The organism is Methylobacterium marchantiae (assembly GCF_042679825.1).
GTDB lineage: Bacteria > Pseudomonadota > Alphaproteobacteria > Rhizobiales > Beijerinckiaceae > Methylobacterium > Methylobacterium marchantiae.
On the sequence record NZ_JBHTND010000038.1, the window covers coordinates 1 to 13,973 of the forward strand.

General features: G+C 67.5%; 10 protein-coding genes and 2 pseudogenes. 7 read left to right on the top strand and 5 right to left on the bottom strand.

Features of this window, described 5'->3' with window-relative positions:
* Positions 1-136 precede the first annotated feature (136 nt).
* Positions 137-3,292, bottom strand: a complete 3,156-nt coding sequence (locus ACFQ4G_RS19505) for an efflux RND transporter permease subunit (protein WP_238208748.1) — start codon at positions 3,290-3,292, stop codon at positions 137-139.
* Between the two features lie 140 nt (positions 3,293-3,432).
* On the opposite strand from ACFQ4G_RS19505, the gene ACFQ4G_RS19510 reads away from it, so the two are divergent.
* Together ACFQ4G_RS19510 and ACFQ4G_RS19515 are read left to right on the top strand one after the other, a co-directional pair.
* The gene (locus tag ACFQ4G_RS19510; protein ID WP_379040887.1) at positions 3,433-4,632 is read left to right on the top strand and encodes an efflux RND transporter periplasmic adaptor subunit; all 1,200 of its coding nucleotides are present in this window, start codon (positions 3,433-3,435) and stop codon (positions 4,630-4,632) included.
* A 197-nt stretch (positions 4,633-4,829) separates the two neighbouring features.
* The gene (locus ACFQ4G_RS19515; RefSeq protein ID WP_238208750.1) at positions 4,830-5,012 is read left to right on the top strand and encodes a hypothetical protein; all 183 of its coding nucleotides are present in this window, start codon (positions 4,830-4,832) and stop codon (positions 5,010-5,012) included.
* 631 nt (positions 5,013-5,643) lie between these two features.
* On the opposite strand, the gene ACFQ4G_RS19520 is transcribed toward ACFQ4G_RS19515, so the two are convergent.
* Complete coding sequence (locus tag ACFQ4G_RS19520) at positions 5,644-5,886, bottom strand: pentapeptide repeat-containing protein (RefSeq protein ID WP_238208751.1); 243 nt, start codon at positions 5,884-5,886, stop codon at positions 5,644-5,646.
* 183 nt (positions 5,887-6,069) lie between these two features.
* The gene (locus ACFQ4G_RS19525; protein WP_379040890.1) at positions 6,070-6,339 is read right to left on the bottom strand and encodes a hypothetical protein; all 270 of its coding nucleotides are present in this window, start codon (positions 6,337-6,339) and stop codon (positions 6,070-6,072) included.
* 280 nt (positions 6,340-6,619) lie between these two features.
* On the opposite strand from ACFQ4G_RS19525, the gene ACFQ4G_RS19530 reads away from it, so the two are divergent.
* The 5 genes and pseudogenes from ACFQ4G_RS19530 to ACFQ4G_RS19550 all read left to right on the top strand — a co-directional run bounded on the left by ACFQ4G_RS19530 (position 6,620) and on the right by ACFQ4G_RS19550 (position 10,873).
* A complete protein-coding gene (locus ACFQ4G_RS19530) occupies positions 6,620-7,150 on the top strand; it encodes a sigma-70 family RNA polymerase sigma factor (RefSeq protein WP_238208752.1) in 531 nt (176 codons plus the stop codon).
* A gap of 2 nt (positions 7,151-7,152) precedes the next feature.
* Positions 7,153-7,920, top strand: coding sequence for an anti-sigma factor family protein (locus ACFQ4G_RS19535; protein ID WP_238208753.1), 768 nt, complete (start codon positions 7,153-7,155; stop codon positions 7,918-7,920).
* Positions 7,921-7,929: 9 nt separating this feature from the next.
* The gene (locus tag ACFQ4G_RS19540) at positions 7,930-9,042 is read left to right on the top strand and encodes a catalase family peroxidase (RefSeq protein ID WP_238208754.1); all 1,113 of its coding nucleotides are present in this window, start codon (positions 7,930-7,932) and stop codon (positions 9,040-9,042) included.
* Positions 9,039-9,587: a cytochrome b gene (locus tag ACFQ4G_RS19545; RefSeq protein WP_238208755.1), complete on the top strand. Its 549-nt coding sequence runs from the start codon at positions 9,039-9,041 to the stop codon at positions 9,585-9,587. Before ACFQ4G_RS19540 ends, ACFQ4G_RS19545 begins: the two co-directional genes overlap by 4 nt.
* 89 nt (positions 9,588-9,676) lie before the next feature.
* A pseudogene (locus tag ACFQ4G_RS19550) lies at positions 9,677-10,873 on the top strand (FAD-dependent oxidoreductase).
* A 148-nt stretch (positions 10,874-11,021) separates the two neighbouring features.
* Here ACFQ4G_RS19550 and ACFQ4G_RS19555 read toward each other — a convergent pair.
* Both ACFQ4G_RS19555 and ACFQ4G_RS19560 read right to left on the bottom strand, forming a co-directional pair.
* The gene (locus ACFQ4G_RS19555; protein WP_379040904.1) at positions 11,022-12,980 is read right to left on the bottom strand and encodes a YgiQ family radical SAM protein; all 1,959 of its coding nucleotides are present in this window, start codon (positions 12,978-12,980) and stop codon (positions 11,022-11,024) included.
* A 294-nt stretch (positions 12,981-13,274) separates the two neighbouring features.
* Positions 13,275-13,895: pseudogene (locus ACFQ4G_RS19560) on the bottom strand (transposase); the annotation flags it as partial.
* Between the last annotated feature and the right edge of the window lie 78 nt (positions 13,896-13,973).

Here is a 13,973-nt window from a genome sequence, read left to right on the forward strand (position 1 = left end):
GCCGAGGCCGAAGCCCGCTACTATGCCAAAGCCGAGGCTCAACCCTTGGCCGCCTGAACCCAAACCAAATGGTCTCCGGAAAACCCGGCGCGGTTCAATAACCTGTCACGCCAGGATCTTGCTTCGATGCAGGCGATCACTCCGCCGGCTGAGGCATCCTTGTACCATCAGTCTGCTCCCGCGATGCAGCCGGCTTACCCAGGAGGCGCTCGAAGGCGACGTAGAATGTCGGCGTCACGAACAGGGTGATGAAGGTCGCGACTAATAGGCCGCCGATCACCACGGTCCCCATGGAGACGCGGGCGTTGGCGCCGGCGCCGCTGGCGATGGCGAGGGGCACAGACCCCATGATGAAGGCGAACGACGTCATCAGGATCGGGCGCATACGAAGGCGGGCGGCGTCCTGCGCGGCCTTCAGCACGTCCTCGCCCTGCTTGCGCAGGTCCTCGGCGAAGGCGACCAGCAGGATCGAGTTCTTGGCGGCCAATCCTACCAGCAGCAGGAGCCCGACCTGCCCGAAGATGTCGAGGGCGAGGCCCCGGATGGCGAGGAATCCCACCGCCCCGAAGATGGCGATCGGCGTGCCGAGGAGGATCACGAAGGGTAAGCGCAGGGACTCGTACTGTCCGGCCAGCAGCAGGAAGATCATCAGCGTGCCGAGGCCGAAGATCAGCGGTGCGTAGCCGCCGGCGATCTTCTCCTGATAGGCGACATCGGTCCATTCCACAGCGTAGGTCGTTGCCAGCTTGGCCTCGGCCAGAGCCTCGATCGCCGCGATGGCGGTGCCCGAGCTGGCGCCCTCCGCCGTGTCGACCGCGATCTCGATGGTCGGGTAGGTATTGTAGGACAGGACTGCCGTCGGCCCTGTGACGAAGGACGTCTGGATCAGCGAGCCGAGCCGCACGGGCTCGCCGCGATTGTTCAGCACGGTGAGGGCCTCGACGTCCTGGATCGTGCGCCGGCCCGAGGCTTCGCTCTGGACATAGACCTGATAGACGTAGCCGAAGCGGTTGAAGAGATTGACGAAGCTCGAACCCACATAGGTTCCGAGTGCGTCGAACAGGTTCTGCAGCGGCACGCCGAGCTGCTCGGCCTTGGACCGGTCGATCTCGAGCCGCATCTGCGGCACGCCGAAGGTGGTCGTGGGGATGGCGCGGCCCACGGAGGGCAGCTTCTCCATCTCGGCGATGAAGCGGTTGGCGGCTTGCGCCAGTTTCAAGCCGCCGGTGCCGCTGCGATCCTGCAACTCCAGGGTCAGGCCGCTGCGTGATCCGAGGCCCGGCAGGGGCGACGGGTTCACCACCCGGACCTGTCCGTCAGGGTCGTGCTTGAAACGCTTCTGCACCGTGGCGATGACGTCGTTGACGCTCTGCTCGCGCTCGCCCCAGGGCTTCAGAGTCGGGATCTGGAATCCGTAGAACGGTGCGATGGCGTCGGCCAGGATACTGCGCCCGGTCACCCCGATGGTGTGCTCCACGCTCGGGATCTCGCGCAGGGTCTCGCCCAGGCGGTCCACCATGGCGTTGGTGCGCGCCACCGAGGCGCCCTTCGGCAGGACCACGTCGGCGAAGAAGTAGCCCTGATCCTCGTCCGGGACGAAGCCGGAGGGGCGCTGCATCGTCATCCACACCGTCACGGCGGCGAAGAGCACGAAGGCGACCCCCACCAGGGCGATGTGGCCGGTGAGCCAACCGATGGCCGCTACGAGCCGGCGGCTGGCGCCTTCCAGCAGGGTGTTGAACCAGCGCAGGGGGGCGCGCCAACGGCTCTCGTCCTTAGCGTCCGCGTCGCGATGCTTCAGGATCAACCCGCACAGGGCCGGGGTCAGGGTCAGCGAGACCACCGCCGAGATCATCACCGAGATGGCGATGGTGAGGGCGAACTGGTTGTAGAGTTTGCCGGTGAGCCCGGGAATGAAGGCCACCGGCACGAACAGGGCCGCCAGGACCAGGGTGGTGGCGATGACGGGGCCGGCCACCTCCGTGACGGCCTCGCGTGAGGCCTCGCGCGGCGCCATCCCCTCGTCCATCAGGCGCTCGGTATTCTCGACGACGATGATGGCGTCGTCGACCACGAGGCCCACGGCCAGCACCATGCCGAGGAGGCTCAAGGTGTTGAACGAGAATCCGAGCAGCGCCATCGGCCCGAACGTGCCGACGAGGGCCACCGGCACCGCGATGGCGGGAATCAGGGTGGCGCGCCAGTTCTGGAGAAACAGGTAGGTGACGATCACCACGAGGACGAGGGCCTCGAACAGGGTGTGCACCACCTCGGCGATCGCCTCCTTGACGAATTCGGTGCGGTCGAGGGCGATCCGGTACTTGAGCCCCGGCGGGAAGCGCTTGGCGAGATCCTTCATGGTGGCGCGGGCGCCGTCCATGACCTCCACGGCATTGGCGTCGGGGTTCTGGTAGAGGCCGAGGGTGGCCGAGGGGGCGCCATCGAAGCTCGACCGGACGCCGTACTGCTCGGAGCCGAGTTCGACCCGGGCGACGTCGCGGATGCGCACCACCGACCCGTCCGGGTTCGCCCGCAAGAGGATGTTGCCGAACTCCTCGGGCTGACGCAGGCGTCCCTGCGTCACGAGCTGCAGCTCGAAGGCGGTCGCCTGATCCACCGGCGGCTTGCCGAGGGTGCCGGTGGTGATCTGGGCGTTCTGCTGGCTGATGGCGGTGGTGACCGCGCCGGGGCTTATGCCGAGCGCCTCCATTTTGAGCGGATCGAGCCAGACCCGCATGGCGTAGCGCTTGTTCGAGAAGTTGACGATGCGGCCCATGCCCTGCACGCGCCGCAGGGGCTTGATCACCTGCGTCTCGGCCCAGTTGGCCAGGAAGAGCTCATCGTAGGGCGCACCGTCTTCCGCGTAGAGGACGATGTTGCCCAGCCGCTGGCGCGAACTCTTCGTGATCTCGAGCCCCTGCGCGTTCACCGAGGGCGGGAGCTTGGCCTCCGCCCGGTTGGCGCGGGTGAGCACTTCGGCGGCGGCGGCATCGAGGTCGGAGCCGACCTCGAAGGTCGCGTCCATGCTGACGCTGCCGTCGGTGTTGCTGGTCGAATTGATGTAGAGCAGGTTCTGCGCGCCGTTGATCTCCTGCTCCAGGGGGATCGCGATGGCCTCGTAGGCCTGCTGCGCGCTGGCACCCGGATAGGTCGCCTGGATGTTGATGATCGGCGGCGCGATCTCTGGAAATTGCGCGATGGGCAGAGTCAGGCCCGCCACCGCGCCGATGAGCGTGATGAGGACGGAGATAACGCCGGCAAGTACCGGCCGATCGACGAAGCGAGCGAACATGCGGGATCGTGAGGTCCAGTCCGAGCCGCAATCGTCGACCCGGCGATGCAACGTCCGGTCCTCGGGCGTGTTCCTCTGGCGCCGGGCGGTCGCGTTGGACCCGCCCGCCGGTTCCGGGAGCGTCAACGGTGCGGACAACAATGAAGGTCGGGATTGGGGTGGGGCTGGTCGTTTTGGCGGGTGCGGGTGGATGGTACGCGGTTGGCCGCCCCACCCCGGACCGAATGATTGCTGCCCTGCCTTTTACCAGCGCGAAACCTGCGGCCGAACCGGAGGACCCGCCGCTGGAGATCCGGATCGTCACCGCCCGCAAGGTTCAGGTCCCGATCAGCTTCACCTATACGGGCACCATCATCTCGCAGCAGGACGCCACGCTCCAGGCGCGGGTGACCGGCAACGTCATGGAGCGGCCCTTCGAGCCGGGCGGTCACGTCAAGAAGGGACAGGTGCTCTTTCGCATCGATCCCCGCCCGTTCGAGGTGGCACTCCAGACCGCCAAGTCGCAACAGGCCCAGGCCCAGGCGCAACTCACCTTCGCGCAGGCAGAGGTCGACCGCACCGAATCCTTGGCCGACAAGGGCTACGCCACCGAGCAACGCTTCCAGCAGCTGCAATCGAATCGGACCTCCGCCGTCGCGCAGGTGCAGGGGGCGGAAGCCGCGATGGCCCGGCAGAACCTGAACCTCGATTACGCGATCGTGAACGCTCCCTTCGACGGACGTGCCAGCCTCTCGACCATCAATCCGGGCGACCTCGTCATCGAGAACCAGACGCAGCTGGTCTCGGTGGTCCAGCTCGATCCGATCGACATCCAGATGGCGCTCTCGGCGGAGGATTCCGAGGCGGTCCGGGCGGCGATGAAGGACGGCGGCATCACTGTCGCGGTCCTCGATGCCGAGGGTAAGCCCGTGCGCGAGGCCAAGATCTACCAGCTCGACAACCGCTTCGATCCCCGTACCGCCCGCCGCCTCGTCCGCGCCCTGATGCCGAATGACGACGAACGCTTCCTGCCGGGTCAGTTCGTCCGCGCCAGCATCCGGACCGGCACCAAGGACAGGCTACTGGTTCCGACCGCCTCCCTCGACGCGCAGCTGGCGCAGCAGATCGTCTACGTCGTCGACGCCAGCGGAACGGTTCAGCAGAGGCCCGTCACCACCGGTGACACCTATGGCGAGAACACCGCGATCCTCGACGGTCTCTCCGACGGCGACCGGGTCGTGGTCGATCACCTCCAGGAGATGCGTCAGGACCTCAAAGTCCTGGTGCAATCGGCGGGCGAGATCGAACCGGAGCGAAAGCCCGATGATGCGGCCGTGCCGGCATCGGGCAAACCCGGCTGAGCGTTGGGCTCGATGCCACCGCCTGATGTTCCTCCCGCCCCCACCCGACATTGCCGTTACATTGCTGGTCCCCCATGTCGAACCTCCGTTCCGCGGCCGCTGTGGCCGCCCTCCTCGCCGTTGGCATAGCACCCACGAGCGCGACCTCTTCCGAGTGCCGGACTACACGCGCAGCGTATGGTGCTCTTGAACACGGCATGAGCTACCGACGCGCCGTCGAGATCCTCGGCTGCCACGGGCGGGCGGTGACCAGCATGAGGATCGGCAAGACTCACCGGTCGACCTACTCTTGGCGCGGGACTGGCAGCTACGGTGCGAACCTCACCCTGTCGTTCCGCAACGGATATCTGACGAGCAAGTCGCAGCTTGGACTGAACTGATAGCCGGATCGGCTTTCGTCAAAGCATAGCTCGCGGGCGGGCGCAGCGGTGATCATCTATATTATCGCACATACCTGCCTGCGATTCGCTACGACGTGGTCCTGGGAACCCGCGTCGAACGTGAATTGAGTTTCCCCAAGCTGGCTGCAAGCTCTGCCTTGGATTTCGAAACAGCACCGGAAACGGTGGTGAAACACCGCTCCTGCAGCGCCCCGGAGAGGTCCGTCAGCGCGTCCTCAAGCTGACCCGTGAGGGACATACTCGCCGAGGCTCGACAGCGCGCGATTGGCGATGTCCGCGAGCCGCTCGGCAGTCGGCTGGTCGACATGGCGAAGCAGGATGCCGAGGGTCCCGATGTACCAGCAGGAAGACATTGAGATAGGGCCGTAGCCCTCCTTTCACGTCGACCAGGGTCAGGTTGAGAAGATCGAACTTGCGCGGATGCAGATCCCGCGCTTCCTCGGTCCCGTCCGCCTCACCCTGCCGTTCCGCTCTCCCGCTCATGCTCTCACGACGCTTGTTCCCGTTCCGCTATGACGGGAGCCACGAGCCTCTCGAGCAGGCGGGGGCTGCCCATGGTGCGTAGGGTGAACATGGGTGCTGATCCTTGGACGGGCGTATGAAGGGGGACTCAGTTTGACGCCTGGATGATCGCGCGGTCGACGTTCACCCGGGCCGACCAGTCCTTGGCGCTGTCCTGGCCCTTGAGGGACACGAGGCGGGTGCCGCTGACGTCGACGTTCCTGAAGTCGGCCCCGGCGAGGGCCGCACCGGTGAGGGTCGCTCCCGACAGGTCGGCCCCCATTGGCACCACGTCGGTCAGGTCGGCGTCGATCAGGTCTGCGTATTCCAGGCGCGAGCGACCGAGGCTCACCCCTTCAGGTTGGCGCCCTTCAGGTTCACCGAGGTATTCAGGAACCGGTATCTCGCTGAGCGCCTCGCAGGACACAGTCTTTAGGCCCGTGTGTCTTGCTCTAGGCCCGTGTCTCGACACCGACGTCCGACGCGGCATGGCGCCCAATCCTACCGAATACGGACCCCATAAGCCGGCATGATCCTAGTTCGGGATCAACTCGCGGGCGGGACCGCCGGTCTCCTGGCCACGGGCCTGGGCATAGCCGGGCAGAGCGGGGTTCTTGACGTTTCCGCTGTCGGTGTCCGGCCCGCCGAGCCGGTACGCCGACTGCGCAGGCGCCAGGATCGAGCCGGTGTTCGCCGGGCTTTCCGTCTGATGCGGGACCGTTCGGGCTTCGGAGACCCCAGTTAGGGCGGCGAGAGTGCAGGCGGACGCAAAAAAGACGGCTGAAAAGGTCTTGATCATCATCATGTCAGGTCTCCAGTGTTTCCCGCTCGATTCAACATCATCAAGCAGCGATGCCGGACAGACGACGTCTTCGGCTGCTTATTCCATGCCCTGTCGAAAAATTCTGTCCTCATGATCGGGACCATATCGCGTGATCGAATAATCGATGCCGAGTGCGAATTTGTTCGTGCGGATTTGGAATAATCACGATTTCGCAGCGTCCATGCCTCCGTAGCCAGCCCCGGAAGATCTCCGGTCCGGCTGGTGCGAATGCAGGAGCCCCGCCCATGCCAGAAGACCGGACATGACGGACATGATGCGCCTCATCGAGCCGCTGATCCCAGCGCTACGCCGCTATGCGCGGGCCCTCCTGCGCAATCCGACCGATGCGGACGATCTGGTGCAGGACTGTTTGGAGAAGGCAGTCAGTCGCTGGCACCAACGCCAGGCCGACGGCGATGCCCGGACCTGGCTCTTCGCGATTCTCCACAACCTCGCCATGACGCAGATGCGCCAGCGCGCCCGACGCGGGGCTCACATGCCGATCGAAGACACGGCGGAGGCGAACCTCGCGGTGGCGCCGACGCAGGAGAGCGGCCTGCGCCACCGGGACCTGATGACGGCGCTGGACGCCCTGCCGGAAGAGCAGCGCAGTGTGCTCCTGCTGGTGACGGTGGAGGGCCTGTCCTACGCCGAGACCGCCGAAATCCTCGCCATTCCGACCGGGACCGTGATGTCCCGCCTGTCCCGGGCTCGGGACCGAATGATCCAGTTGATGGACGGCACCGAAGCTGCCGTCTCTGCCAAGCGCCCGCTCCTGCGGAGGGTGAAATGATCATGCGACCGATCTGCGAAGACGATCTCCAGGGCCTCGTGGACGAGCGGCTCGATACCGCCCGGAGGAACGAGGTCGAGGCCTATCTCGATGCCCATCCCGGGGCGTGGGCGCGGGTCGAGCGCATGATCGCCCTGCGCGAGGACATGCGGGCCGCCTTCGCGCCCATCGCCGCCGAGCCGGTGCCGGCCCGGCTCAACCTGACGCGCATCGCCGAGGCGCGCCGCCGGCCGGCACGTCCGGTCTGGCAGGCGATGGCGGCGGGGCTGCTGCTGCTCGTCGGAGGCGCCGGTGGCTGGGGCCTGCGCGAAGTGGTCTCGTCCGTGCCCACCGGTATCGAGGCGCTGGCTCAGTCCGCGAGCATGAACTACGCGGTCTATGCGCCCGACCATACCCGCCCCGTCGAACTCGCCGCCGCCGACCGGGGCGAACTCGCCGGCTGGTTCTCCGCCCGGATGAAGCGGCCGGTCGCCGTGCCGGACCTGAGCGGCTCCGGCTACCGCCTCATGGGCGGGCGTCTCGTCGCAACGCCGCAGGGGCCCGCCGGGCTGCTGATGTACGACGATGGGCACGGCGCGCGCTTCGTCATGCTGATGCGGCCCATGAGCGTTCCCGGCGACGCGCCGATGCGCGCCCACACGACGGAGACGTCGAACGGCTACGCCTGGGCCCAGGACGGGCTCGGCTACAGCCTCGTGGGTGCGGCCGACCCCACGATCCTGCACCCGCTCGCCAACGAGATCCGCCGCGCCACGGCGAAAGCCAGCTGAAGGTCCGATATGTCCCTCCTCAACGACCTCGCCGGGGCCGATCCGGGCCTGAGCCCGCGTTCAACCTATTTCCGCCTCGCCGCCATCGGGGTGCTCGTCGCCGGCACGACGGGGGCCTTCGCCTATGCCGGCGGCTGGCTCTCTCCCGGTGACCTGATCCAGGCGCGGATCGTCGATCGCTTCGAGCAGGTGAATGGCCCCCATCCGGGCTTTCGGCGCAATCACGCCAAGGGGCTCTGCCTCGCCGGGCGCTTCGAGAGCAGCGGCCGAGGCGCGCGCGTGTCGATGGCGTCGCTGTTCGGCGCGGGCCGGGTGACGCCCGTCACCGGTCGCATCGCACTGGCGGGCGGCCAGCCCTACGCGGCGGACGCGGCCACGACGGTGCGCAGCCTCGCGCTGCGGTTCCACCTTCCCGACGGCGAGGAATGGCGCACCGGCAACAACGACATCCCGGTCTTCCCGGTCCGCACCCCGGAGGCATTCTACGCGCAGCTCCTCGCCGCCAAACCCGATCCGGCCACGGGCAAGCCCGATCCCGAGGCGCTCAAGGCGTTCTTCGCCGCGCATCCCGAGAGCGCGAAAGCGGCGGCCCTGATCAAGGCGCGGACGATCACATCCGGCTTCGCCGACGACACCTTCCGGAGCCTGAACGCCTTCCGGTTCATCGCCGCGGACGGCACCCGGACGCCCATACGCTGGGCGTTCGTGCCGGAACAGGCCGCCTCGGTGGAGAGCCCAGCCGAGCGCGCTCGCGCGGACAAGAACGTTCTGTTCGACGACTTCGACTCTGCCGTCCGCCGGGCGCCCGTGCACTGGCGCCTCGTCGTCACCCTCGGTCAGCCCGGCGACCCTACGGCAGATGCGACGCTTCCCTGGCCGGTCGAGCGGCGGAACCTCGACATCGGGACCGTGATCGTCGCCGCGACGCAGCCGGAAGCGGCTGGCAATTGCCGGGACGTCAATTTCGACCCCCTCGTCCTGCCCGCCGGCATCATCGGATCGGACGATCCGCTGCTCAGCGCACGCTCGGCGGCCTATTCGCAATCCTTCACGCGCCGCGCCGGCGAACCGAAGGCGCCGAGCGCCGTCCACGACACCTCCGCTTCAGGAGCCGGATTGTGAGCCACACCGCGCGATTCAACCGGCCGGCCAAGCTGCTGCACTGGACCATGGCGGGCCTGATCTTCGCCATGCTGTTCATCGGCGTGGCGATGATGACCTCGTTGGCGCATTACCACACCCTGGTCGCGCTGCATCGCCCTCTCGGAATGGGCATCCTCATTCTTGCGGTGCTGCGCCTGCTCAACCGCTGGCGCCATCCGCCGCCCGAACTGCCATTGGACCTTCCAGGCTGGCAGCGGCGGGCGGCTCTTGTCTCGCACACCCTGCTTTACGGGCTGATGCTCGCGCTGCCGCTGCTCGGCTGGGCGATGCTGTCGGCGGCCGGCTATCCGATCGGGCTCGCCGGCTCCCTCGTCTTGCCGCCGATCCTGCCGCGCGATCCCAGCCTTTATGCGTGGCTCCGTCCGCTTCACACAATCCTGGCCTACACCCTGTTCGGTCTCATCCTCGCTCATCTGGGGGCGGCTCTGATGCATGGGCTGATCCGCCGGGATGGCGTCTTCTCCAGCATGGTCACGCGCCCGACGGCAGCCGGGTCCCGATAACGTCGAGGCAGGCTGCGAGGCGAAACACGATGGACGATCGCGAAACAGGCAGGGTGCTCATCGCCGGTGGCGGCATCGCAGGCCTCGCCATGCGGCGGGCGCTGCGGCGGCGCGGGCTGCCGTCGCTCACCCTCGAGCGTCGGGGGGAGCCGGCGGATGCGGGCCTCGCCATCAATCTGCCGAGCAACGCGGTCCAGGCTCTCGGCCAACTCGGCTTGGGGGAAGCCCTGCGCAGGGTCGGCTCGCCCGTTCGTCGGCGCGAGTACCGCACCGAAAGCGGGCGTCTCCTCTTCGCCGTCGACGAGACGGCGTTCTGGGGCGAGGAGGCACGGCCACATTGCCTCCGTCGCGCCGACCTGCTGCGCCTTCTGACGCTCGACCTCGACCCGGGCGACATCCGACGCGCATGCGAGGTCGCCGCCGTCAGGCAGGGGCCGCACGGCGTCACGGCCGAATGCGGGGACGGGCGTGTCGAAACCGGGCGACTGCTCGTCGGCGCGGACGGGGTGCATTCGCGGGTCCGACGCAGCGTGCTCGGCGGTCGTGCGCCCGATGCGGCGATGCTGGCCCCGGCGAGCTGACGCCTCATGGCGCCGAATCCGGGCCTCGACGCCTGGACACTCTGGGCAGGATCGGATGGATTGTTCCTGCTCATCCCCGTCGACCGGGGCGAGGTCTATGGCTGGGTCTCCGTTGGCAAGGCTGCCGGACAGGGGCATGACTTGGCCGCCTCGCGCGCTGCCTTCGCATCGTTCCCGCGTCTCGTCCGCGACACCCTCGGGTCGGTCTTGGCTCGGCCAAAAGCGCTCTATCACTCACCGCTCGAAGAGGTTCGGATCCCGAGCTGGACCCGAGATCGGGTGGTGCTGGTGGGAGATGCCGCCCATGCGACGGCGCCCGTCTGGGCCCAGGGCGCCGCCCTCGCCCTGGAAGACGCGCTTGTGCTGAGCGCTCTGCTCGCGGAGCGGGCGGACTGGGGCACGGTGGGTACAAATTACGACGCGCTGCGCCGGCATCGCGTGGCCCATGTCCAGGCCATGACCGATCGCCTGTCCCGCACCGCGCGGATGCCGGGCTGGGCCAGAAACCTCCTGCTTCCCGTGATCGGCCCGCGCAGCTACCGCGCCACGTACTCTCCACCCGCAAACCGGTCTCGGCGTGAGTCTGGCTACGGCGATTCAGGTTATCCCCAGGATCGCAGGGCTGCCCCCGACCATGTGAATCAGGCGAACGTTCCCGGACGGGGGCGCGTCGGACGGAGAGATGAGATCCCTCGCCGACGATGACGACCGTCGTGTCCCCCGTCTCCGAGTGACCGCTTCCGGGGGAGCCATGACGGATGGCGTGGTCGGATGGCTTTCTGCTTGTCTCCTTCGGGGTGTAGAGCCGAGAAAGCCGCACTCCCAACAGCCGGTTGCCGGGCGGGCTAGACCGTCACTTCCTCAGCGGCACGCCCTTGGTGGTGAAGCGCGGCGCGCCCGGATGGCGCATGGGGCGCAGCTGGCCTCCCACCTTGCCTCCCGCCTTGCCCGAGCCCGTTCCCGGCGGCTGCGAGAGCGGAATGAGCTGGTCCGGCCTCGGCCCGATGAGATCCGCGCGGCCCATCGCCCGCAGCGCCTCGCGCAACAGCGGCCAGTTCTCCGGGTCGTGGTAGCGCAGGAACGCCTTGTGCAGCCGGCGCTGCCGCATCCCCTTGATCGCATCGACCGGCTCGCTGCCGCCGCGCCGCACGCCCTGCAACGGATTGATCTCGGTGTGATACATCGTCGTGGCGGTCGCCATGGGCGAGGGCAGGAACGTCTGGACCTGATCGGCGCGATAGTCGTTCTTCTTGAGCCAGACGGCGAGGTTCATCATGTCCTCGTCGGTGGTGCCCGGATGCGCCGCGATGAAGTACGGGATCAGGTAGTATTTCTTGCCGGCCTTCTTGGCGGCGGCGTCGAACATCTCCTTGAAGCGGTCGTAGGTGCCGATCCCCGGTTTCATCATCAGGTCGAGGGGGCCGCGCTCGGTGTGCTCGGGCGCGATCTTGAGACGGCCACCGACGTGGTGGGTCACGAGTTCCTCGACGTATTCGGGGCTTCGGACCGCGAGGTCGTAGCGCACGCCTGAGGCGACCATCACCTTCTTGACGCCCTCCACCTCGCGGACCTTGCGATAGAGCCGGATCAGGTCGTCGTGCGAGGTGTTCAGGTTAGGGCAGATGTCGGGAAAGACGCAGGAGGGCAGCCGGCACGCCGCCTCGATCTTCGGGTCCTTGCACGCCATCCGGTACATGTTGGCCGTCGGCCCGCCGACATCCGAGATCACGCCGGTGAAGCCCGGCGTCTTGTCGCGGATCAGCTCGATCTCGCGCAGGATCGAACCTTCCGAGCGGTTCTGGATGACGCGGCCCTCGTGCTCGGTGATGGAGCAGAAGGTGCAGCCGCCGAAGCAGCCGCGCATGATCGTCACCGAGAACTTGATCATGTCCCAGGCGGGGATCTTCGCGTCGCCGTAGGAGGGATGGGGCGCGCGGGCGTAGGGCAGGTCGTAGACCGCATCCATTTCCTCGCTGGAGAGCGGGATCGGCGGCGGGTTCAGCCAGAGGTCGCGGTCGCCGTGGCGCTGGACGAGGGGGCGGGCGTTGCCGGGGTTGGCCTCCCGGTGCAGCACCCGCGAGGCGCGGGCATAGGCCTCCTTGTCGTCCTTGACCTCGTCGTAGGCGGGGAGCCGGATCACGGTCTCGCCGCCTTTGCGGGCAGCGGCCTCGTCGGCCGAATCGAGATCGTCGGCGGGCAGCTCGGTGTAGTGCTCGGGCACGCGGCGGAACAGGGCGACGCCCCGGACGGAGTCGAGCTCATGCGGCGCCTCGCCGGCCGCGAGGCGGCTGGCCACCTCGACCACGGCGCGCTCGGCGTTGCCGTAGAGGAGCAGATCGGCCTTGGCGTCCGCTAGGATCGAGCGGCGCACCTTGTCGGACCAGTAATCGTAATGGGCGATGCGGCGGAGCGACGCCTCGATGCCGCCGAGGATGATCGGCACGTCCTTGTAGGCCTCGCGGCAGCGCTGCGTGTAGACGATGGTGCAGCGGTCCGGGCGGGCGCCGCCTTCCCCACCCGCCGTATAGGCGTCGTCGCTTCGCAGGCGGCGGTCCGCCGTGTAGCGGTTCACCATCGAATCGAGATTGCCGCCGGTGACGCCGAAGAACAGCCTCGGCCGGCCCAGCGCCTTGAACGGCTCCGCCGATTGCCAGTCGGGCTGCGCGATGATGCCGACCCGGAATCCCTGCGATTCGAGCAGCCGGCCGATGATGGCCATCCCGAAGCTCGGATGATCGACATAGGCGTCGCCCGTCACCAGGACGATGTCGCAGGCATCCCACCCGAGCCTGTCCATCTCGGCGCGGCTCATAGGCAGGAACGGCGCCGCTTTCCCGTAAAGCGGCAGCTTGCAGGCGAGGGGAGCCGGGGATCGACTCGCGGAAACTTGGAGGTCCATGGGGATGTCCATAAACCGCCAGGGCCGCGAGCTCAACGAAGAGCGAGGGGGCCGGGCGCCGCGACCTCGTCGAAGCGCCTGAGACGTGACTCCGGTCTGCGCCGGAGGCGGAACTCGGGCACGGCTGGGCAGCGGGTGTTCCTCTACCGTCTCGCATTCGGCCTGCCGCGGTGTCTGTCCGACGTCCGCTCACGCACATCGGAGCGCGCCGTCAGCCTTTGCGGGACGCGCCTTGGCTCGCTTCAGCGTCCAGCGAGCATCGCGATCCTTCTGAGCGAGTTTTTCGGCTTGGCCGCCCATTCCTCCGGGACCCGGCCTTCCTTTAGAGCCGCCTTCTCCGCGTCGGTGTTGCGTTGGCGCGGGGCCGCGATGATCGGAGCGTCGATGATCTGCCCCGACATTGCGAGGTAGCTCTTGCCCTTCAGCCAGGCGTCGAAGGCGGCAAAGAGCTCCTCGATTGCTCCGCTCGGGTTAGCTGCTCTCGGAACAGCCACACCGTCTTGGCGTCGGGCACCGCGTCCTCGAAGCCGAGACCGAGGAAGCGCATGAACGAGAGCCGATCCCGGATCGACCCGAAGGGCGCGGAGCGAAACTCCATGGCGTCGTCCGACAGCGTGTAGAGCGTCTGAAGGATCGGGTCTTGAACATCAGCGCCGGGTCGTAGGGCAGGCGGCCACCCCTCGATCCATCGGACCGCTTCAGCGCGGTCGCCGGCTTCGGCCGGAACGCCTCGAAATCGATCAGGGCCGCGAGCGTCACCAGAGGATCGCCGCTCTCGGACAGCCGCTGATAGCGCTCATCCAGATCGAAGACCCCCGGCTGACCCATTCGAGCCTCCCACGCCGATAGCATCAGGGAATCACGGCACCGCCCCGCATGGAAGGGGCATTTCGAGGTGTCCGGCGT